Annotated in this window: 18 protein-coding genes and 1 tRNA gene; 4 read left to right on the top strand and 15 right to left on the bottom strand. The window is 38.2% G+C overall.

Annotated elements, in window-relative coordinates:
* Positions 1 to 35 precede the first annotated feature (35 nt).
* Entirely contained in the window at positions 36 to 422 is a 387-nt protein-coding gene (locus tag IEX65_RS14545) for a hypothetical protein (RefSeq protein WP_188766806.1), read from the bottom strand.
* A 118-nt stretch (positions 423 to 540) separates the two neighbouring features.
* Between IEX65_RS14545 and IEX65_RS14540 the strand changes: the two genes are divergently transcribed.
* Positions 541 to 612: transfer RNA gene (locus tag IEX65_RS14540), tRNA-Arg, on the top strand.
* A gap of 108 nt (positions 613 to 720) precedes the next feature.
* On the opposite strand, the gene IEX65_RS14535 is transcribed toward IEX65_RS14540, so the two are convergent.
* The 9 genes from IEX65_RS14535 to IEX65_RS14495 form a co-directional block, all read right to left on the bottom strand.
* The gene (locus tag IEX65_RS14535; protein ID WP_188766805.1) at positions 721 to 954 is read right to left on the bottom strand and encodes a hypothetical protein; all 234 of its coding nucleotides are present in this window, start codon (positions 952 to 954) and stop codon (positions 721 to 723) included.
* Positions 955 to 958: 4 nt separating this feature from the next.
* Positions 959 to 1,426, bottom strand: coding sequence for a DUF6932 family protein (locus IEX65_RS14530; RefSeq protein ID WP_188766804.1), 468 nt, complete (start codon positions 1,424 to 1,426; stop codon positions 959 to 961).
* A 184-nt stretch (positions 1,427 to 1,610) separates the two neighbouring features.
* Entirely contained in the window at positions 1,611 to 4,445 is a 2,835-nt protein-coding gene (locus IEX65_RS14525; protein WP_188766803.1) for a M16 family metallopeptidase, read from the bottom strand.
* A 119-nt stretch (positions 4,446 to 4,564) separates the two neighbouring features.
* On the bottom strand, positions 4,565 to 5,647 hold the full coding sequence (locus IEX65_RS14520; protein WP_188766802.1) for a DUF3419 family protein: 1,083 nt from the start codon (positions 5,645 to 5,647) through the stop codon (positions 4,565 to 4,567).
* 53 nt (positions 5,648 to 5,700) lie between these two features.
* Positions 5,701 to 6,738 (bottom strand): Rieske 2Fe-2S domain-containing protein, encoded by a 1,038-nt coding sequence (locus IEX65_RS14515; protein WP_188766801.1) that lies wholly within the window; start codon positions 6,736 to 6,738, stop codon positions 5,701 to 5,703.
* Positions 6,739 to 6,925: 187 nt separating this feature from the next.
* Complete coding sequence (locus IEX65_RS14510) at positions 6,926 to 7,921, bottom strand: 3-oxoacyl-[acyl-carrier-protein] synthase III C-terminal domain-containing protein (RefSeq protein WP_188766800.1); 996 nt, start codon at positions 7,919 to 7,921, stop codon at positions 6,926 to 6,928.
* On the bottom strand, positions 7,899 to 9,191 hold the full coding sequence (locus IEX65_RS14505) for a F390 synthetase-related protein (RefSeq protein WP_188766799.1): 1,293 nt from the start codon (positions 9,189 to 9,191) through the stop codon (positions 7,899 to 7,901). Before IEX65_RS14505 ends, IEX65_RS14510 begins: the two co-directional genes overlap by 23 nt.
* Entirely contained in the window at positions 9,181 to 10,029 is an 849-nt protein-coding gene (locus tag IEX65_RS14500; protein WP_188766798.1) for an MBL fold metallo-hydrolase, read from the bottom strand. The genes IEX65_RS14505 and IEX65_RS14500 overlap by 11 nt, the downstream gene beginning before the upstream one ends.
* A gap of 152 nt (positions 10,030 to 10,181) precedes the next feature.
* A complete protein-coding gene (locus tag IEX65_RS14495; protein ID WP_188766797.1) occupies positions 10,182 to 11,165 on the bottom strand; it encodes an NAD-dependent epimerase/dehydratase family protein in 984 nt (327 codons plus the stop codon).
* A 266-nt stretch (positions 11,166 to 11,431) separates the two neighbouring features.
* On the opposite strand from IEX65_RS14495, the gene IEX65_RS14490 reads away from it, so the two are divergent.
* Positions 11,432 to 12,703: an aspartyl protease family protein gene (locus tag IEX65_RS14490; RefSeq protein ID WP_188766796.1), complete on the top strand. Its 1,272-nt coding sequence runs from the start codon at positions 11,432 to 11,434 to the stop codon at positions 12,701 to 12,703.
* Between the two features lie 46 nt (positions 12,704 to 12,749).
* Here IEX65_RS14490 and IEX65_RS14485 read toward each other — a convergent pair whose 3' ends face one another.
* Positions 12,750 to 13,811: a DNA/RNA non-specific endonuclease gene (locus tag IEX65_RS14485; RefSeq protein ID WP_188766795.1), complete on the bottom strand. Its 1,062-nt coding sequence runs from the start codon at positions 13,809 to 13,811 to the stop codon at positions 12,750 to 12,752.
* A 221-nt stretch (positions 13,812 to 14,032) separates the two neighbouring features.
* On the opposite strand from IEX65_RS14485, the gene IEX65_RS14480 reads away from it, so the two are divergent.
* Together IEX65_RS14480 and IEX65_RS14475 are read left to right on the top strand one after the other, a co-directional pair.
* Positions 14,033 to 15,856, top strand: coding sequence for a 3-keto-alpha-glucoside-1,2-lyase-like domain-containing protein (locus IEX65_RS14480; protein WP_188766794.1), 1,824 nt, complete (start codon positions 14,033 to 14,035; stop codon positions 15,854 to 15,856).
* Between the two features lie 36 nt (positions 15,857 to 15,892).
* Complete coding sequence (locus tag IEX65_RS14475) at positions 15,893 to 17,818, top strand: c-type cytochrome (RefSeq protein WP_188766793.1); 1,926 nt, start codon at positions 15,893 to 15,895, stop codon at positions 17,816 to 17,818.
* A 63-nt stretch (positions 17,819 to 17,881) separates the two neighbouring features.
* Here the strand turns inward: IEX65_RS14475 and IEX65_RS14470 are convergent, their stop codons facing one another.
* The 4 genes from IEX65_RS14470 to IEX65_RS14455 form a co-directional block, all read right to left on the bottom strand.
* The gene (locus tag IEX65_RS14470) at positions 17,882 to 19,981 is read right to left on the bottom strand and encodes an alpha-amylase family protein (protein WP_188766792.1); all 2,100 of its coding nucleotides are present in this window, start codon (positions 19,979 to 19,981) and stop codon (positions 17,882 to 17,884) included.
* A 28-nt stretch (positions 19,982 to 20,009) separates the two neighbouring features.
* Complete coding sequence (locus IEX65_RS14465; protein WP_188766791.1) at positions 20,010 to 20,873, bottom strand: 3-keto-disaccharide hydrolase; 864 nt, start codon at positions 20,871 to 20,873, stop codon at positions 20,010 to 20,012.
* Between the two features lie 162 nt (positions 20,874 to 21,035).
* Positions 21,036 to 22,586 (bottom strand): Rne/Rng family ribonuclease, encoded by a 1,551-nt coding sequence (locus tag IEX65_RS14460; protein ID WP_188766790.1) that lies wholly within the window; start codon positions 22,584 to 22,586, stop codon positions 21,036 to 21,038.
* Positions 22,587 to 22,974: 388 nt separating this feature from the next.
* Positions 22,975 to 23,814, bottom strand: coding sequence for a tetratricopeptide repeat protein (locus IEX65_RS14455; protein WP_188766789.1), 840 nt, complete (start codon positions 23,812 to 23,814; stop codon positions 22,975 to 22,977).
* Between the last annotated feature and the right edge of the window lie 74 nt (positions 23,815 to 23,888).

Raw genomic sequence — 23,888 nt, 5'->3', positions numbered from 1 at the left:
TTTTTTGCGTTATAAACCCTAAAACTTAAAAATTCTTACCAAGTGCCACGACGACGGTCACGACGGTCTTCTTTGCGGTCACGCACGTTTTCGGCTTTATCTTTTCGGTCTTCACGTCTATCTCTTACATCCTCTTTTGCATCACGTACGTCTTCTTTCGCATCACGAATATCTTCTAATTTGTCTTTTCTGCCACCATTATGTCGAGCGTCTCTGATGTCTTCTTTTGCATCACGCACATCTTCTGCACGGTCACGGCGGTCTTCGGCTTTATCTTTTCGGTCTTCTCTTTTATCACGCACATCTTCACGGCGGTCACGAACGTCTTCTCTACGGTCACGACGACCTTGGGCATTGGCATCAATGTTTGAAAATGTAATTAGTGCAAGAGCGAATCCGAGTAATTTGATTGAAGTTTTCATAGCTGAATTTTGTTTTTAAGATGAATAGTTTTTCTGGCTTTGTATCGTTTGGATGAATAAGAGTAGAAAAGGTTTAAAACGATGCAGAAATTTTTTATAACTTTGTGCCAGAAAATATGTTCCCGTAGTTCAATGGATAGAATTTTAGATTCCGGTTCTGACGATGGGGGTTCGAATCCCTTCGGGAACACAGAATACTCTAAATCCCTTATAGACAATTGTTTATGAGGGATTTTTGTTTTGTGTAGAGTTTAATGGATGTTGTTTTATATGTTTTAAGCCTATAGCTTTGATAGAACTAAGCAACATTTTTTAATGCAGAAAGTTGTACCGATAAGCCCATGACTTGCATTAACTGATTTAGCTCTAAGGTGTGTTCCTCTAAAAGTTCTTCATATTGTTTTACGTAAAGTGGAGAGTCGCCGCCTTCTTTATGTACTTGAATGGTGCGGTTGGTCATGGCAATTAGTTCCATGAGTCTCGAAACTCTAATGCCCCATTCGTGATAACTTAAAAATTCTTTGTCTTCCATTGTCTTAGAAATTTATTTGTAAAAATCCTTTTGATTGTTTTGAGTTCTTTACTCGGTTAAAAGTAAATATCCATTGCATACGGTCAGTATCATACCAATTACGGTTTTTATGATTTTCTGGATAAACCTTAACAAAATACCCATCAATGATTCTATTGGTAGTTTGTCGGGTTCTTCTTAGTTCGTCAATTTGTTTTTCGTTGGCGTTGTAAACATCAAAATCAACAAATGTTACAATATCAATATCGTTTGGGTTTACTTTTTTTGTAGTAAAACTACCATCAATCCATTGTATAAACCCCGTTGGTATAATCTTTCGGAGTTCTTCGTTATAACTCAAATAACTCTCAAAAATAGCCTTTCGGGTGGTGGATAATTGCATACCCTCAACAAATATTTTTTCAATAGTTGCCAAATCGGTTTCTATAATATCATAAGGTTTTAAGAAACCGTTTTCATCAAATTCAATCATAGGTCGTTGGTGTAAGCTACTTTCATAATTGGTTTTCTGACGTGACTTTTTTGATGCATTAACTCTGTTTTGGGTATTAACAAAGTTAATGAAAAAAGTCTTCTATCTATTTTAAAGTAAATAAAAAAGGCAGGAAGATGGTCAAAATGACTACACTCCTGCCTTTAACTTAAAATTAGAAAATCTATTTTCTATTCCCGTCGATATCTAATTCTATAATCTCATAACCGAGTTTTTGTAGTCCAGGTAAGATTTTAGCTTTATCTCCTACCAATAAAATGTTCATTTTGTCAGGGTTTATCCATTTCTTAGCCAGTGCATCTGCTTCTTTTTTGGTGAGTGATGCTAAAATTTTATTTTGGGTTTCTACAAAATTGGCTGGTAAATCATAGGTCAGAATTCGACCAACAAAGCCAGCCTTCTGATTGCCTGTTTCGTAGCGTAAGGCATCTTGTTGGCCAATAGCACTTTTCATAAAGGCTAATTCTTCGCCAGTGATACCATTGGCTGCGTAGTTTTTCAATTCTTTCATTACTTCTACCAAGGCACTATCGGTAGCATTGGCACGGATTCCTGAGCTGAACTGATATTCTCCCGTGTATTTATCGCCCGCAAAACCAGCACGAGCACCGTAAGTCCAACCTTTATCTTCACGTAAGTTGAGGTTCACACGGCTATTGAATGCACCACCAAGAGCAAAGTTCATCAAACCTGCTTTGTAGTATTCGCCAGTTGCATCGTATTTCAAACCAGTAACATTGCTTACTCTAAATTCGGTTTGTGCTGCTTTTGGTACATCAATCAAATAAATTTTAGTTTTTTCGATAGCAGGAGCAGGAGCTGGATTTGGTAAATTGATTTTTTTGTTTGGTAATTTATTCAAAAACGCCAATTTTGGTAATATTTCACCTTCTGTAATATCGCCTACAACTACCACTTTCGTACCTTGCGATGTCATATAATTGTTGTAATAATCTTGAACATCTTTTAGGCTGAGTCTCTTTACTGTACTTTCGGTGCCATTATCGCTTAAACCTAAGATATTGCCTGTGCCGTAGTTGAGTTTATCAATTACAGTAGAAGCAATGGCCGCAGGTTGAGATTTTAATTGCTTAAACCCTTCCAATGATTGTTTTTGTAAACGATTGAAAGCATCAGCCGTGAAATTTGGACTGAACATTTTTTCTTCGAGCAATTCCAACGTTTTATCAACATTTTTCTTTAAACATTGTACATTGAAGCTAATACCATCTAATGTTTGAGATACACTGATGAAGCTACCTAATTTCTGAAGTTCAACCGCCATTTGTTCAGCTGTGTATTTTTTTGTGTCTTCGTTGAGCATATCAGCAACCATACCTGCCAAACCAATTTTAGAGGTATCGGCTGCTTGAGCTAAATGTCCACCCGGTATCGAAATCGAAATCGTAACGGTTGGCAGTTCGTTGTTGGCTGTTCCAATAATTTTAACTCCACTTGGCAAGTCTTTTTTCCAGAAAGGAGGTACTTTCACTACTGGATTCGCTCCATTTCCTGGTGTTTTGCTTCTATCAAAATTATCTTTGGCTTTCGTGTATTTCAAACCATCATAACCATAATTTGGTGCGGTATAATTTTGGGTATCAATCGTATAATTATCAGGTGCGGCTGGTTTTACAGGTTGTCCCTTCGTCAGTACGCTGATTGTTACGCAAGGTTTATCTTTGATATATTGGTTATAAACTCTCCAAACATCTTCTTTAGTTACCGAGCGATACATATCCAATAATTTACCAATCATATTTGGGTTGCCCGTGAAAGTATTGAAAGCCGCCAATTGACTCACTTTTCCCGATACACTTTGCAGACCATTGATATACTGTGCTTCAATGCCACCTTTAAATTTCTCAATGTCTTCATCAGTTACGCCACGTTTTTCAAAAACCAATAATGATTGTTTGAATAAACTATCCATCGTTGCGAGCGAGTTACCAGGGAAGGGCGTTAGTTGGAATGAAAATTCACCCGCTAACTCATTGAAACGGCTGAAACCACTGGCCGAAATAGCTTTTTGATTTTTTACCATTTGTTGATAAAGAATAGAGTTTTTACCTTGACCCAAGATTTGAGCAAGGCACGATAAAGCTCCCATATCTTTATCATAATTCGGAACGGTTGGGTAAGTTTTTGATAAAATCGGCAAACGAGCATAATTATCAGTGAAAGAAGCGTATCTATCGCCCGATAATTTTACGGCTGGCAAAATAGTTTTTTCAACCGCCGGCCCAGATGGAATACTACCGAAATATTTATCAACCATTTTCACTACATCGGCTGCTTTTACATCGCCACCGATAGTCAATGTGGCATTGTTTGGACCGTACCAACGCAAGAAGAATTTTTTCAAGTCGTTTACATCAACTCTGTCTAAATCTTCTAAATAACCGATTGTCAACCAGCTATATGGGTGGCCGTAAGGATAGAGATTTTTGCTCGTAAATTCGCCCACTAAACCATACGGACGGTTATCATAATTTTGTCCTCTTTCGTTTTTTACGGTACTTCGTTGTACCTCAAATTTCTTCTGAGTAACGGCATCCAACAAAAATCCCATGCGGTCGGCTTCGAGCCAAAGCATTTTTTCGAGTTGATTGTTCGGTACAGTTTCGTAATAATTCGTACGGTCGAGGTTGGTGCTACCGTTGAGCGTTCCACCCGCTGCCGTTACGATTTTGAAATGTTGCTCATCGCCCACGTTATCGCTTCCTTGAAACATCATGTGTTCAAAAAAGTGAGCAAAACCACTCTTTTTGATTTCTTCTCTTGCACTACCTACGTGGTAGGTTACATCGACGTGTACGATTGGGTCGCTGTTGTCTTCATGCACAACGAGCGTGAGGCCGTTAGGAAAAACATATTTTTCGTAAGGAATGACCAATTCACTCCCCTTTTTTTCGACTTTTTCTACCAAGCGAGCTTGGCTAAATCCGAGATTAGTAAACAAACAAATAGCCGCTGCGGCTAATAGATTTTTTTTCATAGTAAAAGTGTTGATGTTTTGATGCCAAAAAAACGAATAAAAAGTTAGTATGCCAAACGGTCTATCCGATAAACCCGAAATTGAGATAGATGTTTGAAGAATGTTGTATTTAAGAAAGATTATTTGCTCAATTTCCCCACACAAAAAGTATAGATTGCCGTGAGGTCTTGGTCAGATAGCTGTTTTTCTAATAAATAATCTCTTTCGAGTTGTGGGTGAAGGATTTCTGGCTGACGTTTTACCAGGAAAAAGCGTTCGCAAAATTTGGTGTCATTAGTTGAGTGTTGAATGATTTTTGTCCAAATTTTATCATATATTTCAATATCAGCATACGACGAAAAATCTGATAGCGAGTAAGCCGTGATTGATTCAGTCAATTGTTTATTATCAAGCACATTAAGCAAAGAATCGGTGATGATTTCGATTTTATGTACTTGGCTTTTGATGCTTTCAAAGTGTTCTTCTCTCAGATGAAGCGGCAAAATACAATCGGATTTGTATTCGCCATAAAACAAAAGATTGGCAAAATGATTGGTGCGAAGAAGATGATTATTGGCCAAATGATTCATCCGTGAACGCATATATTCATATACATCAAATTCCTGCGGAATTAATAATGCACCAGGTTCACGAATGATTTTTGTCCATAAAAAACGATTAGAAACGAGTTTCAGAAATGATTTCCAGATAGTATTATCCCAATGTTTTGCCCAAAATTCTTGTTGAATTTCCAAGGTTTCTGACGCCATCAATTTTTCTATATCTTTTTTTCTGAAAAATGCTGCTTTGGCCATCATTCTGAGAAATCGCTCCCAAGTTCCGCAGTACAAAAGTCCATTTTCAATCAGATTGAAGTTTTTATCCCAATAGTTTTTGGTAGTTGAAGAAAGTAAATGCGATAGTTTTGCGTATAAATCTTTTCGAGAAAAGGTATTTTCTAAACCAATAAAAGATTTGAATTCGGTATAGTTAAACGATTTGTAAGCTGCAACTTTGAGAGCCAAAAGATGATTTTGAGTAACATTAAAATCAACGCTGATTATCTTTTTTGGGTTATCGACTAACAAATCAAGTGGCCTCGCACCGCTCCCCGTGATACACAAAACTGTATCATTGGCCGTCAGACGCAAGGCTTTTCTTTCCGATTCGCTATCTTCGTTACAAGCTGAATAATTTATTTTTTCAAAAAATGAATTTGCCAAGATTAGGGTTGAATTTTATGAGGTAGATGGTTTTAAGGTAAAAATGGACTAAATCACAACGTCAAATCAATTCGCTGCGTTGTGGTTTCGTCTCTCGTTGGCAAATTATTAATTTTGTTGTTTCTAATCTTCTTCACTTTGTTGTGCATGGCGTCGTAATCAATGTTTTGGTCGGGTTGAGTTTTAAAAATCTGCATATTGGCAAACTGTTTTTGAGTAATAATGAAATCTTGTTTCAAAACCTTTTTTGCCAAAAAAGGGATGACCAATTTTATCAGCAGATTAAACCATTTAAACTGAAAAGATAGCCGCACAAAAGCAATGGTTTGGCCATCTTGCAGAGGCGTGCAAGCAATAAAAGCTTGAAAACGATGTATTTTGTTGATGTAATAATTGACCCTCACCAGATTAGGCATCAGAAACTCGTCGGTGTGCGAAACGCTCAAGTTTCCGCCCAGCATCCAATCAAGACCCAAGCCTATTTTTTCGTTGGTTTCGGCGTAGCTGACATGCACGGTTTCGCTGGTTTGGGTAATTGTTATCGAGTGCTTTGTTTTTTTATCGTTGTCTCTAATCAGTTTGTCATGCACCATTGGTGTATGCGTAGCATCCATGAAGTTTTCTACCAAAAGCTCTTCGTTTGTCTCAAAAAGCATCGAAGTTTGGTAGTGTTTCCAGTTTTCGCTCGAAACTTCGCTCAGTGCTTCGGGCGATGATTTGGATGTATTTTCCGTATCTAAATATATCCAAACGAAGCCATTTTGTTCAATAATTGAGTAATTATCAACTTTACACTTCATTTTATGAATCAAATGCTGAGAACTTGGAATATCAATCAATCGGCCTTCATCATTGTATTTCCAACCATGATATTGGCATAAAACATGGTTTTGTGCAAAGTCACAAACTTCTAAAGGAGCTTTTTTGTGCGAACAAACATCCAGCAAAGCATGAACTTGCAAAGCCTTATCTCGCCATAGTAATACAGGAACTTGATAAAGATTTCGCTTCAAAGATTTACCTTTTTCCAGTTCGCTCGATAAGGCAATGACATGCCAGTAGTTGATTAATTCTCCTATTTTATTGAACATTGTTTTTGTGATTGAAGTAAATATTCCTTCATTTCATTGCTGTCTGGGCGACCCCGTCTGCTTTAGCTGACAGATAAAAATGAATAAAATTCCAATCGACTTTAGTCGAAAGTTTGGCTGAAGCCGATTATAATTTTTTACAGTTTCCGTCAGCTAAAGCAGACGGAAATGAATTTAAATTGAAAAACTAAAATTTCAATAAAAGCCCCCCAATCGAAAAGCCTGCAGCAGTACCGATAATGAAACAAATATCACCTCGTTTGATTGCACCCGACTCAACTGCATCATGCAAAACCAGCGGAATGGAAGCGGCAATGCAGTTGCCGTAAGTAGCCAAATTACCCAAAACTTGGTTTTCTTTTACTTTATATAAACTTGATAAAATTGAAACACCCAGTTTTGAAGCTTGGTGCGGAATGATGGCGTTGGTTTCTTCCATTTTGATAGGTATATCCTCGAAAAACGCATCAATGAAATCGGGCAAATGAGTTTTAGCCAAACGCAATAATTTTCGGCCATTCATGGCAAACGAATGTATTTCGGGGTCGTAAGGATTGTCTTTGAAGAATAATTTCATGCCGCCACCTTTGAAAGTTGAGTCATAAACACCTTCGGAATAAGTCTGCATGGTACTTTTTAGGTAAGCCGAATCAGTATTGGAGTCGAATTGTAAAATGGCCGCCACAGCTCCATCACCAAAAAGTGTTAGCGTTTCCCAGTTATTAGGGTTTAGGCCAGTTGAGGCAATTTCACTGCTGACAATGACAATATTTTTATACTTTTTGCCATCTAACAAACTTGATGCAATCTCAAATGCACTCACAAAACTCAAGCAGCTCGAATCGACATCCAAAGCAGGAATATTGACCGTCATTCCATCTTTGAGTTCGCTCTTAATGATGCTCGATTGGCTCGGCAACGGGTAATCAAAACCTGCACTTGCCGAAATCAGCAAATCAATATCGTTCAGCTCCATTTGGCATTTTTCTAAGGCTTGCTCAATGGCTTTTGCTCCCATGTAGCCAATCGACTCAAATGTAATATGATGCCGAGATTTTACGCCCGAATATTTCTCTGACCAACCTTGAGGAAGACCATGTTTTTGTTCCAAATCGGCCGATGAAACTTCCTGCGGGAGATATTTTCCCAAACCGACTATCTTAATAGGTTTTCCTGACATCATTTTTTATTCTTCTAAGTTTTTGGCCTCTGAGGGTATGGTTATGATTTATTTGACTTATTTCGACCTCAAAAATATTATTTTTTTTTAGTAAATCTTGAATTGCTGCATAAGCCAGTTTAAATGATTCTTCGTGCTGACTTTTTATAAAAAGCATTAAATGATTCGGCTCGTTTTGAATTAAAGCGTAATCACTGATGGTATTATCAGATAAAATAATGGCACGTCTGAAAAAATCAGGAAAGATTTTAACTTCTTGATTATCAATATTCTTAAAAATCAAAATATCATCTGAACGCCCTTCGATGGCTTTGATAGCCAAAAATTTACTGCCGCACGGGCAATTTGTTTTTTCTTGAATAATATCATTCAATTCATATCGAATGATGGGCTGTGAACGCCGCCTTAAATCAGTGATAATTGGGTGAAATCTGCTTTGCTCTTGGTCGATGTATTTCTTTTCGATTATCAGAAAATCTTCGTTGAAATGCAACGTACCGTGTTCGCACGAGCTGGCTAAAAAACCTTCGGTGCATTGATAAACTTGATGAATGGTTTGTTTAAAAATGTTGCTCAAATAGGCTTTATCTTCGGGCGTTAAAACTTCTGCTACCGAAATAACCTTTGTTGGTTTTATGTCAAGTTTATTGGCTGCAATCGCATTCGCTAATTCAAGTAACATACTGGGTTGGGCTACCAAAATAGTTGGCTGTAAGGCATTTAGACGTTCAATGTGAGTGTGAATCGGATTGAGCAAATCAAAAAAATGAAATGCCAGTAATTTTGATTTTACTGAATCATAAAGATTGCTATTGGCTCGTAAAAAGAATGCAATGCTTCGTTTTTTGAATGAAAATCCCAACACCCTATCTAACACCAAAGCTACCCAATAGGCTCGTTCTTTTTCACTTGCCAAAAACACACCTCGGTTTCCGCTCGTACCCGACGATAAGCCGACTGTAATACTCTTGATAGTTGGCGAAAAATCTCTATTTTCTTCCGATTTTATCGCAACTACCAAAGCTTTTTCGAGTATGATATTTACAGTATTGATAGCATTAAAATTTGCCATAAAAATGGCTTTATTGATAATTGGGAAAGCTGCGAAACTATTCTCCTTCTGAGAGAAATCCTTATAAAATAAACTTGTAGAGCAATGTTGAATGAGTTTTTTGATTATCCAGTTTCGTCTAAAACCAATGTTGTTGACGTAAAGCCATTTCGATAGTTTTATTTCTGCTAAATAATATAAAATGGATAATTTAAAGAGCATCAAGGTCGTAATGAGTTGAAACAAGAGCCGACGTTGTTGCCGAGCAATGCGTAGGCACAATCGTTATCTCTGGAAATTTTTTATGAAATAAGTTTACTTTTTGAAGGCTATCCTTGAAGTCTTGCCAAGAATCAAAAAATAACCTGACGATTGATGGCGGAAGCAACATCTGTTCGTAAGATTTCCTGTTCCAACAAGCATCTGCAATCAGAAAATATTGCTGTTTTTGGGTCTTTAATTCTACGCCGATTTGTCCAGCAGCGTGGCCAGGTAAATCGTAGATTATTAAAGAATCGTCACCGAATAAATCATATTTTTTACCAAATATTTCATCGTTGAGGAGTTTTCCATAATCTTCAATAATTTTCAGCCTTTTCTCGAAATCTTCGGGAATTAGGTCTTTTAAAATTGCTTTACTGAAAGCCCAAAATTTGCTGATTTTATTGTATTGACTAAACGCTGCTCCTGAGCAATAGAAAGTTGCTTCATCAAAATCTTTCAAACCTGCCACGTGGTCGGCGTGAAAGTGAGTAATGATAATGTGCTTAATATCATTTGGTTTGAGGTTGAAATGCTTGAGTTGATTCTTTATTTCATCTTCTTCAGTCACAAAAACTTTGGTCATATTGGCATAGATTTTATTCGGGTAATTTCTCGTACACTCATAAAATCGTTTTGTGTAGCCAGTGTCATACAAAATCCAGCCTTGTTCGGGGTGCTGAATCAGCCCAAATAACGCATGAAACTTGATGCCTTTATTTGCTCCACCTCTGATGCTGTGGCTTTCTTTGGCTTCGCAATAACCCGCATAGCCGAGATATAATTTGACTTCTTTCATTATTTGCAATGGAATTTATTAAAGTACTGACCTCACCCTGCCCTCTCCCCGAAGGAGAGGGTTACAACTCTCTTCACCTTTAGACCAGTACTTTTAAGTTCTGATTTTTAAGCCCTTCTCCTCGAAGGAGAAGGGTTGGGATGAGGTGATTTTCATGATTCCACTAAATACCAACTCACAAACTCATCAATTGCTTCATCGGTTGATACTTTTGGTGAATACCCTAAAAACGTTTTTGCCTTTGAAATATCCATCGTAAATGATTTTGCTAAAATTCCTGCACCGTAAGTTGTTAAGGCTGGTTCTTTATAATTGGTAAGTTTTGCTTTCAATTCCATGATTTGCGAAATGAATTTTACCACCGAGTAGGGGACTTTCTTTTTATTCATTTCATGACCCAACATTGAAAGCACTTTTTCAATCGTTTCCCAAAGTTTTACTGGCTCGCCGTTGGTGATATTGTAAATCTGATAGAGTCCAGTATCGCCAACAAATAATGAAAGTTCAATCGAGTCGGCTACATTGGCGAGCGAGGTCAAATCTACTATATTTTTTCCATCACCAATAATTTTTAGTTTTCCTTCTTCAAAAGCCCTGATTAATCGAGGCATAATAATCGTATCGCCACGACCAATTAAAGCACGTGGCCTCAGAGTCACGTACGGAATACCTGATTTTTCTAAAGCCACCTCTGCTTCATATTTTGTTTTTGAGTAGGCATTGACAAACGCTGTTGGTAATGGGTCAGATTCTTTTACATCAAATCTGTCTTGGCCGTTGAAATACAAACTCGGAGTCGAAACATACACAAATCGCTTGATATGGTGCTTTTTAGCAGCATTTATCAAGTTTTTCATCGTGAATACGTTGGCTTTTTCAAACTCAGCATATTTTCCCCACGGTGAAGAAAGTGCGGCTGCATGAACGATATAATCAGCTTGCTCAACGAGTTGCGAGACAAAATCGGCATCTTCTAAATTGCCAAGTTGATAATTTACTTTGCTGTTTTCAACAAAATGTGTTGGTCTGATTACTCTCCCAGTAGCTATTATTTTTTCGACTTTCGGATTTTCAATCAAACGTTCTAAAGTCCGAAATCCCAGACCACCCGTTGCTCCTGTAAGCAGAATCTTCATCGACAAAATTTTGTTTTAAATGACCCACAAAAATAGGCTTTTATTTTCCTAAAAATTACATTCTCATAAGCAGCCAGAGCTTTTTATGAGAAGATTCTTCGAAATGCTCTAAAAAGTGTCTTTTGGAGCCTTTTTTCTTGAAAATAATTCAAAAATAAGTATGAAATCTCAAACTATTTTACATAAATTCGTGTTGTTATTCGTGGAAAAACACTATTTTTCCTTAAAATTATATTATATTATCTCGTGTTACATTTGAAATAGCTATGGAAAATCTACTAAAACTCCGCTTGATAGCTATCTTATTGATAATCAGTCAGTTGACTTTTGCTCAAAAAGAAAGGAAAAAGGATGACCGTTATGGCTATCATTTTATTGGGAAACATCAGAAAGTAGCTAAATTTGACTTTGACCTACACGCCAATCTCATTGTACTAAAAGCCCAACTTGATGGTTCTGATACCCTTCGTTTTATACTCGACACTGGCGTTAGTTCAACAATCGTTACCGACCCCAAACGTGCTTTATCTTTGGGGGTTAGATACGTGCGTCGTGTGAAAATTGCAGGTGCTGGCGAGGGAGAGGCTTTGATGGCGAATGTTTCGGTGGGTCATACCATCCGCATTGGCGATGTGGTTGCCCGTCAGCAAAGTTTGGTAGTGTTAGATGATGATGTGCTTCAATTATCAGAGTTTTTGGGTGTGCCGATTCATGGTATTTTCGGACATGATATTTTCAGCAACTTCGTCGTAACCATTGATTTTGAGAATAAAAAACTCACCCTTACTGACCCAAAAAAGTTTAAGTACAAAAAAACAATGGGCACACAGTATCCGATTGTATTGACTCAATCGAAGCCATATACCGATGCGATTGCGATGGTAAGCAACGACCAAAAACTAATTCCGATGCGGTTGGTAATAGATACTGGTGCTGGTCATGCACTTTTGTTGAATGCAGGCGAAAAAGAACCAATTCATTTGCCAGATAGAGTGATGCGTGCCAATTTGGGCCGTGGACTAAACGGCGAAATCAACGGAAATATTGGTCGTGTTGATAAAATCAAGATGGGAAGTATCGAAATGAAGAATATTTTGGCGTCGTTTCCCGATAGTTTATCGTTCAGTATGAAATTCACTGCTGATGATACCAAACGTCAAGGCAGTATAGGTTGTGAATTATTACGTCGCTTTACCGTAACGCTCAATTACCGTGATGGCTATATGATTATGAAGCCTTTGCGAAACCGAATGAAAGAATCATTTGAGCATGATATGAGCGGCTTAGATGTACGAGCAAAAGGAGATAATTTTAATCAATATGTGGTTAATAAAGTAATCGAAGGCTCGCCGGCCGATGCAGCGGGTTTACAAGAAGGTGATGAATTAATATTTGTCAATGGTCAAAATGTAAAAGATTTGACTATCAGTGAGATATACAAGATTTTGTCTCGTAAAGAAGGCAAAGAAGTAGAGTTTTTCTTCAGAAGAAAAGGCGAGCTGAAAGTAGCCGCATTCTATTTAAAACGCATGATTTAGGAGTTTAATTGAAAATTGAGAATGAGTAATTGAGAATTATTCTGGATTACTGAATTTTTGTCCAATCGCTCCAACTGCTATTGGCTTCCAGTTTAGTTTGAATATCGGCAGGAAGTTTGGCAAAAAAGTCTAAGCCTGTCGCTTTCTCTACCTCATCAACCGAAACAACAAAACTATTCATTCGTTTGCCAAACAAAGCCTCATTTGGCAATAAAAATGCAATCATTCGAGGGCTTTTACCCGATTTTGGCTGGTAAAATAACGCAATCTTATAAAAATACTCAGGTACTGCTACATTATTGTATCGACCGATGGTAGGTAACCCTTTCCTCAGAACTGGCCCCGTAACTATAAATAATTCTTCGTCTCGCACCGCCCAACCTCTGATTCTACTTTCAATATTTTCCCAAATACCACGATTGAAGTCGGGTACTTGCGGAGCAATATTACTCATATAAAAAGTTTCGGTCATTAACTCTTGGCAGCATTTAAAATCACCAGCAGGTACCATGTGTCCACGGTCATAGCCAGTGCTGCTGTAATCGCCTGAGAGAGCCGAATTATCCTTTACTTTGCGGTCGGGCATAAATTGGTTATCGCCTCGGCTGGCAGTTCCTCGAGTATATTCTCCACGCAATTTATGTACTACCCATGCAGGTACTTCGTAGTCTTCTTCGTAGCGAAGGGTATAGTTTTTGTGTTTGATGATTTCATCACCTTTATGAATGGCAGGAAATGTAAAATCAGGAATCTCGCCATTATCAGTGCTTTCTTCTTGGGTATCGGTATTAAAAACTTTGTCTTTTATTTTATCAAAAATCGACGAATCATCTTCTTTTTCTTGCTTGTCATTACTTTTTTGTTCGTCTTTTTTATTGCTTGCCGTCGCTACATCATCATATTTTTCATCGCCTTTAGTAGCGGTTGCTTCGGTGTCTGGTTCGGGGGCTTTGTATGGGTTTTTCTCTTCTGATTTTGAGCCTTTCGATTCAAAAACACCTGTTACAGTTTTCCAAAAGCTGCCAATTGGGCCAGCCTTATCTTTGTAGTAGAGTAGATATCCAACTCCAAAAAAAATTAAAATCAGAATAATACGATTAGATTTCATGTAAAATAATTTGAGTATTTGTAGCACAATCGCTTCGGCGACCCGATATCAGAATTGTGATTAACGCAAACACAATTCTCCGAATTGTGCTACTTCAGTGCAAGTTTACGACAAAACACGAGAGGAAATTACAAATCTTGGAATATTAAAATTTTTTAAAAACTCTGTTTCAAATCATTTTTTGCTTCTATCTTTGTTATCTTAACCTTAATATCTCAATAATGACGAAAAACTTCATTAAAAACATCATTTTTTGTGGCCTTTGGGCAAGTACAACTTACGCCCAACAAGTGCTTCCGCTCAATGATATGTCAGCTTTCAGACCTATCAAAGAAAACTGGAGTATTGTTGGCGGTATCACTGCAAGTATCGACCAAACAAATATTACAGCAACCGAACCAGGCACAGGCATTTTATCGTGCAAGCACGAAATCGGGAAATATGGCATCGACAAAGATATTCTGACCGTAATGGAACACGGTGATTTAGATCTCGACCTTGATTTTATGATGGCAAAAGGCTCTAATTCTGGTATTTATCTACAAGGTCGTTACGAAATTCAGTTGAATGATAGCTGGGGAAAGAAAAATCCTAAATATGGTGATGTTGGTGGAATTTACGAACGTTGGGACGAATCAAAACCTGAAGGTTCAAAAGGTTATCAAGGTATTGCACCACGCCTAAATGTAGCCAAAGCCCCAGGTTTGTGGCAAAACATCAAGATTTCGTTTCAAGCTCCACGCTTCGATGCCGCAGGAAAGAAAATCAGCAATGCAAAAATCTTATCAATCATTTTAAATGGTGTTCTGATTCACGAAAACGTCGAACTCACAGGCCCAACTCGTGGAGCATTGGTGGATAACGAAGTTTTGCAAGGTCCGTTGCGTTTTCAAGGTGACCATGGTAATGTGGCTTTTCGCAATATCAAATACAAAAGCTTCAATCAAAAATTTCTTACATTTAAAGATTTGAAATTTGGTGTTTATAAAGGAAATTTCCGCACAGTAGCTGATATTGAGAAAATCAAGCCCGAAACAAGTGGTAATGTGGCTCTCTTAAATTGGAATGTGAGCAATGCCGAGAATGAGTTTGCTGTAAAATATATTGGTAAAATCAATGTACCAGATGCTGGAAAATATACTTTTACGGCAGTTCACGGTGGAAACACTCAAATGAAAATCAACGGAGTAGATGCTTTCAAAAATGGTTGGTTAAATTCGGGCGAAAGTCGCCAAGCAACGATTGACCTCCCAGCGGGCGATGTTGATTTTGAAATGTATTATTGGAAAGCCGATGGTTGGTTAGCTCCCGCTCTGGGACTTTATGCTGAATCAGCAACGATTCGTAAACAAGCACTTCACTACGCAAACTCTACTTTGGTGGCTAATCCAACTTCACCAATTATGCTTAACCCAACGACCGAACCAGTAGTTTTTCGTTCGTTCATGGATATTCGTGAAGGCGAAAAAGGTAAACGAGTTGTGCACGCAGTTTCGGTCGGAAACAAAGAAAATATTCATTTTACTTATGATTTAGATAACGCTGCTTTATTCCAAATCTGGAAAGGTGGTTTCTTAAACACAACACCAATGTGGAACGACCGTGGTGATGGTAGCTCAAAACCAATGGGAAGTTTGACTTCGCTTGGCGATGCTCCACTTTTGAATGTACTTAGTTCTGCATCTGCTGCATGGGGAGATTTAGATGCGTCTTATCGCCCACGTGGCTATGAGTTAGATGAAGCAGGCCAACCAACATTTAAGTATGATTACGCAGGCGTGAACGTATCGGATAAAACCACACCAAGCGAAGACGGAAAAATGTTTAAGCGTGAGATTACGGTAAAAGGTTCAGCAGCAAATCTTTACGCAAGATTGGCAGTTGCCAAAAATATTACAAAGGCAAGCGAAGGTTTATTTATCATCGGCGAAAACAGCTACTATATAAAAGTGATCGAAGGTACGCCAAGCATCCGTGAATCAGCAGGAATGAAAGAATTGATTGCTCCAGTAGGTGAGAAAATTACTTATTCGATTATTTGGTAAAATTGAGGCGTCTCTAAAAACTTAAAAAGAATTCAAATGAAAAACATCATAAAAATATTTATTTCGTTAATGACATTTTCGAGCGTATTTGCCCAAAATACTGCCGAAAATGAGTATTACCGCATCATAACGCTACCCGTTCCCGAAGGAATGCTTTTGGAAGTGGGCGGTATCACAACCATGCCTTCGGGCGATGTGGCTTTGGCTACACGTCGTGGTGATATTTGGATTATCAACAACGCTTACATGAATGTTGGCACTGCTCCGTATTACCGAAAATTTGCGAGTGGTTTGCACGAAATCTTGGGTTTGGTTTATAAAAATGGCTCGTTTTATTGTGCTCAACGTGGCGAATTGACCAAATTGACCGATAAAAATGGCGATGGTCGTGCTGATTCTTATGAAACTGTGGCTAATCTACCAATTTCGGGGCATTACCACGAATATACTTTTGGTCCTAAACTGATGCCAGATGGCTCAATGATTATTACTGGAAACGTAGCATTTGGTGATGAAGAATGGTGGAGAGGCGAAAGTCGCCGACCTGGTAGAGGTTGGGCAATGAAGATTTCGGAAGATGGAAAAGTCGAGCCTTATGCAACGGGTATGCGTTCTCCGTGCGGAATCGGTGCAATTGATGGCGAATTTTGGTACGGCGATAATCAAGGCGACTGGATGGGCTCGGGCTTTATTGCTCAAGTAAACAAAGGCGATTTCATGGGGCATCCAGCGGGTTTGCGTTGGACTGGCGAGCCAAATTCACCAGTAAAACTAACTACTGAGCAACTTTATGCAAAAATCGACCCTCGCAAAACTAAAGATGCTAATGGTTATTATATAAAGCCCGAAAACATCGAAACTGAGCGTGGAAAGTATCTTTTTGAAATGAAAAAAGATATTCCAGAGCTAAAATTGCCAGCCGTTTGGTTGCCTCACGGAGTTTTGGGTATTTCTACTTCTGAAATTATTAAAGACGAGACAAATGGTGCTTTTGGCCCATTTGCAGGTCAACTTTTTGTGGGCGACCAAGGAAAAAGTAACTTAACACGTGTTTTCATTGAAAAAGTAAATGGCGAATATCAAGGTGCGGCATTTCCTTTTAAAGATGGTTTTCAGTCGGGAACGCTTCGTATGGTTTTTGGTAATGACGGCTCAATGTTTGTCGGTGAAACCAATCGTGGATGGGGGTCGGCAGGTACAACAACTGCTGGTATCGAACGCTTGGTTTGGACAGGAAAAATGCCTTTTGAGATGAAAACAATGAAGGCCACACCAGATGGTTTTGAGGTTGAGTTTACGAAGCCTGTGAATAAAGCAATAGCCGCTGATTTCAAAAACTATCAAATCCGTAGCTTTATTTACAAATATCAACCAGTTTACGGTAGCCCAACCGTTGATGAGAAGTTTTTGACCGTGAAAGGTTTAAAAATATCAGACGATGGTATGAAAGTAAGATTATTGGTTGATGGCCTGCGTGAGCATTATATTCACGAACTAAAAGCTGATGGAGTAAAAGACACCGAAGGAAAAACGCTTTTACACGGTTTGGCATTTTATACACTCAATAATATTCCGAGTGGAGAAAAAATGAGTAGCTATATTCCACGCCCAGCTAATTTGAAAGTAGATGCCAAGGCAACTGCCGTAGTAAAACTTTCAACGCCTGATGATGTGAATGCTAAGAAAACCGCAGCCGTAGCAAAAGCACCAACTTTTGATGAGGTAAAACCATTATTGCAGAAACATACTTGCGTGGCTTGCCACCAAGCCGACAAACGCATGGTTGGACCTGCGTTTAAAGATGTAGCAAAAAGAAAATATTCGGACACGAAAATTGTAGAATTAATCTATAAACCACAGCCTAAAAACTGGCCAGAATATGCCACCGAAATGGCTCCAATGCCGCAAGTTCCGAGAGCCGATGCCTTGAAGATAGCCGCTTGGATAAATTCATTGAAGTAAAAAATTCTGTAAATAAAAATAAGCTCTTTCGGATTTTTCGGAAGAGCTTATTTCATTTTCTATCTATCTATCAATAACTACTCCATCAAAAGCATTGAGTTGATTGAGCTGAAATTCTACATAACCATCTTTCCAAACAAATTTAAGAGGCTTCTCACTCACCATCGAAAATACCTTTGAAGGTTTGAAATCAGCCTTTATCTTGAAATCAAGTTTGTAAACAGGTAATGGTTCAAAATAAGTATTACCACTAAAACCTGTCAGGTTTACAAGGTGCAGAATCATACCATCATTCGTAGTCTTCTGCTTATTTTCGACTATATTTCTGCTATATTTTTGCAAAATAAGTTCTACTCGCTCGGGTGCATTCGTTGTTATCAATTCATTTGCTTCTGGAAAAACATAGTCTATCACATCAAGCAATATATTCTTATGCTCTTCATAACCATGCAAATAATAAAGTCGTCCTAAATTAATTGGTAATAAAATGTTTTTACTTTGCTTTTTTATCTTTACCCCCATACCATAAAAACCAGTTGGCTCATGGCCACCAATAATTTCGGGAGGGCCAGGACGGCCTTTGGCTAATATTGGAAGAAAAACCGAATCTGCTGCACTAAAATCATATTTGCCTAAATTAAACTTCCAAAATAGCATTTTTTGCTTCTCAAATCGCTTGAAAAGTTCTTTATTGGTCGGACTCAAGTAATTTCCACTTCCTTCATTGTCTTTGCTTATGATTTTGGCACCAAAAAGTTCTAAAAGTAACGCAGGATTATCAGACATCGTAGTGTTGGTCGCAATCAAATTGACACCTTGCTCAGATGCTTCCCTAAGTGTTTTTATCGAAGCTGAGTTTAGGTAAGTTATATCTGGTAAAATCAATAATTTGTACTGCTTTATTTTTTCAGATAAATGACCGATTTGCGAATCTTCGATTAAATCAAAGGGAATATGGGCCTCTTTTAGTATCAACTGAATTCCTCGATATTCCTGCATTGGCAAACCACTCGGCCACGAACCTGGAGCAACGATAGCGATTTTAGCAACAGAAGTATATTTCCCAAAATACGGTTCATGCTTTTTGTGATGAGCATATATCTTTTTTATAACATCAAAATTACGCTCATCCTCGTAGCCTCTCATATCGCCCATCATGCTAATATCCAAGCCTGAACCATTGGCAATGTTTTCGTAGAGCCTAATTCCAACTTCCTCTGGCTCAACGGCGTTATACCGAGACTGAAATGAAATTTGCTGAATACTACTATTACTGATAATATGTGTTGGAAACGAAGTTGAGGCACTATTGACGTTTTCGGAGGCAGAATAAGGCCAATAAGGCAAGCTATTCGTCTGAGATTCATGCCGAATAATATCAACGTGTTTATCGAAATAAGTACAAATCGCAATTTGTTCGTTTTTCGATTTTACAAGTTTGTTCAATCGTTCGGCCCAATCTTCAACCGTGAATTTCTTAAATTCGAGATATTTTTGAAAAACACTATCGGCTTTGTTTTCTTCGATTGGTAATTTCAATCCACCACTAAATTCTGCAAACCGCTTTTTATCGGCTTCATTTTGGTCAATTCCATGATACTTTCCCTCATACGGATTATTGACTTGATAACCTGGCATATTTAAGAAAATCCCATCAATCGGAAAACTGTCAATCACCTCTTCAATGGTTTTAAAAGCACACTCCTGCACATAAGGTGCATTGATAGATACCACATACATATCAGTATTAATGATGCGTTCACCTTTGGGAGAAATATAACACCAATCTGGATGAACTTTAAAGATACTTTCGTGTACTCTACTAAAATCAAATCTGACAATTACCTTGATATTATTTTCATGGCATTTTCGCACCACTTCTCCCAACATATTATTATCTTTCATGTACGGGTTGATGTAATGAAATGGAAGTTTGCTTGGGTAAAAAGCCATAATTCCGCCCGCATTTATCAAGAGGGTATTGGCTGAAAAGTCTTTTAAATCCTTGACTAATGAATCAGGGTTTAAGGTAGCGGCTTCGTAGGCGGGTAGGTTTGTCTGAATAACTCTTAGATTATTCTGTTTCCACCAAAGAGGTTGTTTTTGGGCAAAAACTGATGATAAAATCAAGCAATAAATGCCCAATAACATTATTTTTTTCATAGAAAATACACTTAGTTCTATCGAGAAATTACTTCTTTTTCTTCTTTTTATAAACACAAGTAGTATTATCAGATTTTACGTAGTAAGATTTATAATTCGATGCTTTTGGGTTGGTACAACCACAAAGATTCAATAACTCAACTTTACGGAAATCAACGGGGTGGCTTTCGCTCTGTAATGAAATCGAACCTTCTTTCAAGAGTTTAACTTCGGACATGAGTTTTTCGTCGTGTCCGCTTACATTTCCACCACCAATTTGTGGTTTTAGGTATTCCAAAACTTTCTCACCATTTACGTAATGAATAATGGCTGAATCACCCAAAACTGTCACTTCCGCTCTTACCCATTGGTCGCCATCATACGTTTTTGAAGTCGAGTTTATGCAATGACGTTTGTCTAATTTGTTTTGATAAACAATATTTGTTCCAGGTGTACAAACATTACAAGTCGTACGATTTCCTTTTCCAAGCCCTCCCAATAATTGTACCTCAATCGAAATCGGAAAATCTTGGTCTTTGCCCATACTTTCGGGAGTTTGGCCATGTACCATAATTCCGCTGTTTCGAGTTGCCCAACCTGGCCCTTCGATGGCTTGGTCGCCTACAAATCTGTATTCTACCGCAATTTTGTAATAGGAGAATTTATCTTTGTAAAAAATATGCCCAAAACGCTCATTGAAAGCAGGATAAGCACTGGCATCGTATCTTACTTTCATCAAACCATCTTCTACTCTAAAAGTATTACCATAATTATTATTGAGGTCATAATTTCTGATTTTAACTTTCCAACCATCAAGGTTTTTGCCGTTAAAGAGCTGTTTCCATTCTTTTTTATCAACTTCTTGTGCGAATGTAAGTAAGGGGAATAACAAAAAAGCGAGTACTTTTTTCATAGAAAATGAGTTTTGTAGAGGTTATAAAAGATGGTCAAATAAATGACTGGAAAGATACGAAAGAAATATAAAATGTAGAAATTAAGCACACGAAGATTTCCCCTAAGTGCAGCTTTGTGTACTTAGTACCTTAGTGGTAAAAATATAATGAAGATAAAGTTATTACCCAATCTCAATTTCATCGCCCAATTTATTGAGGAAATGAAACTCGGTGATACCAATAGAAGAGTCTTTGATGAGTTTTACCCATGTTCTATACTTCAAGAACCATTTCATTTGTTTTGAAATAATTCCCTCTCTGTAATAGGCGTAGATAAACGGATGAAGTACAATGCTTATACCACTTTCGTTTTGTTTAGAAAGTATATAATCGAGGTTGTTTTCGATGAGGTCAGTCACCACGATGCTCGCCTGAATCGTGCCTGTTCCGCTACAAGTAGGGCAGGTTTCACGAGTAACGATGTTCATCTCTGGACGAACACGCTGACGAGTGATTTGCAACAAACCAAATTTAGAAATCGGAAGAATCGTATATTTCGAGCGGTCACCTTTCATTTCTTCTTTCATTGCTTCCTGAATAATGCGACGGTTCTCGCTTTTCTTCATATCAATGAAATCGACTACTATGATTCCGCCCATATCACGCATACGTAATTGGCGACACAACTCTTTTGCCGCTTCTAAGTTTACAGCCAGTGCCGTTGACTCTTGGTCGTCTTCTTGGGTTGATTTATTACCGCTGTTTACGTCAATTACGTGGAGTGCTTCCGTGTGTTCGATAATCAAATAGCCTCCGTTTGGCAAGCTAACTGAGCGTCCGAACAACGATTTTATTTGTTTTTCGATACCGTATTGCTCAAAAAGTTTGTTTTTGCCCGTGTGGAGTTTCAGAATCTTCTCTTTATCGGGTGCAATGGTATGCAAGAACGTTTTTACGCCTTCAAAATTTTCTTTAGTATCAACATAAATGTTGTCGAAATCATCATTGAGCATATCTCTCAATATTGATGATGCACGACCCATCTCGCTGATGATACGGTCACGAGGCTTAGCATCACGCAAAGCCTTCATTCCTTCTTCCCATTTCTCCACACAAAACTCAATATCACGGCTCAACTCTTCCATATCTTTGCCTTCGGCCACAGTTCGTACAATCACCGCAAAGTTTTCGGGCTTCACCGACGACACCATTTTGTGTAGTCGCTGACGCTCTTGTTTGTTCGTGATTTTTTTAGAAATATTAACTGAATTGCCAAAAGGCACTAAAACCACGTTTCGTCCTGCAATCGAAATATCGCAAGAAAGACGTGGGCCTTTGGTAGAGATAGGCTCTTTTACAACCTGTACGAGTACGGGAGTATTTTTCGTAACAACATCATTGATTTTGCCAAATTTCTCGATTTCGGGTTCCATCTTGAAGCCTTTCAAACGAAGATTAACTGGGCGTTTGGCAATGACGTCTTTTACGAATTTGTTGAGAGAATTGTACGAGATAATCTCGTTGTAGTGAAGAAAACCATCTTTATCATAGCCAACATCAACAAAAGCGGCATTATTACCTTGCACAACTTTCTTGACTACCCCCAAATAGATATCTCCGACGGCAAACTGATGTTCCGTCTCGTCAAAGTGATATTCGATTAGCCTTTTGTCTTGTACAAGGGCTATTCTATCACCTTTCTGTGTGGTACTGATATATAATTCGTTACTCAAAGTTGAGGTAGAATCAAGGGGTTAATGACTTGTTTAGGTTTGACTATGAAAAGGGGAGGATTAATAATCATAGTTTACTTTAAGTAATGAATGATTATTAACCCTCAAGAAAAATTATTTTTTCTTATGACGATTCTTTCTAAGACGCTTCTTTCTTTTGTGCGTGGCCATTTTATGACCTTTTCTTTTTTTTCCGCAAGGCATGATAGTAATAATTTAAACCCCCAACCCCTAAAGGGGAGTGAAAGTATATTTTTAATTAATAATTATAAACTTAATATATTTTTCTAACCTGTTTTTGGGCCAGAAGCATTTTCCTTTGTTTTTCGTCGCTCCCCTTTAGGGGTTTGGGGTGACGAGGCTTTTATCGAACCGCAAAGATAACAAATTATTTTAAACTCTCCAAAGCCTTATTTACTTCTTCTAATAAAGTTGGCTCTTTTACTTTTTTCTTTAAATCTTCAAAAATAATTTTTGCTTGCGATTTTTCCTTCAATTCGATTAAACTATACCCTAATCCCAATAGTGCATTGAAATTATTTGGGTTGATTCGGATAACCTGTCTGAAGCGGTCGGCGGCTTTATCGTATTGTCCCGATTGCATCGAAAGTACGCCCAGATTCATCAAAGCTGGCTCAAAGTTTGGTTCTTCGGTAATTACTTCACGAAGCATCATGATTGCCTGCATTGGCGAGTCTGACTGTACGTAGGTCATTGCCAAATTTGTTTTGGCTTGTAGTTGTCGTGGGTTTTTCTCCAATACTTTTTGGTAACACGCACGAGTTTTTTCGGCGTAGTTAGCCACATTTTCTTGGCGGAGCGACAACGTAAATGCTTGATAATAAGTGTCGCCAGCTCGCATCCAGTTTTCGGTGCTTGGGTTGGCGATGGCTATTTTTTCGGCATAAACTGCGGCACTATCAAAACGATTGGCATTGATAAATACCTGTGCGATTTGCTCGTACAAAGGGTTTTTATCGCTTGCCGAAGCCAGTTTTTGTTTCAGTGCGGCTAATTGTTTTTCTTGTTCGGCCGATAATTTAGGTGCTTGAGAAGTCTCGCTGTGGTCGTGGCCATCGTCGTCGGAATGTTTTTCGTCCGACTTTGTTTCCGACACCTTATCTCTATTCGCTTTAGCTTCGTCTTTCACGACTACCTTTGGGCGAGAATAAAGAAAGCCCGTGAGGGCTACCGCAATGACAATCAGAATGATGAAGTTTTTTTTCATGTTTTTGTGAATGTATGATACTCTTAAAGAACATCATGGATAGCCAAATTGTTGGGCTATCCATGATTTATTCA

Source organism: Emticicia aquatilis (assembly GCF_014644295.1).
Lineage (GTDB): Bacteria > Bacteroidota > Bacteroidia > Cytophagales > Spirosomataceae > Emticicia > Emticicia aquatilis.
The sequence above is the reverse complement of the archived record's forward strand: the minus strand, read 5'-3'. Positions and strand labels throughout refer to the sequence as shown.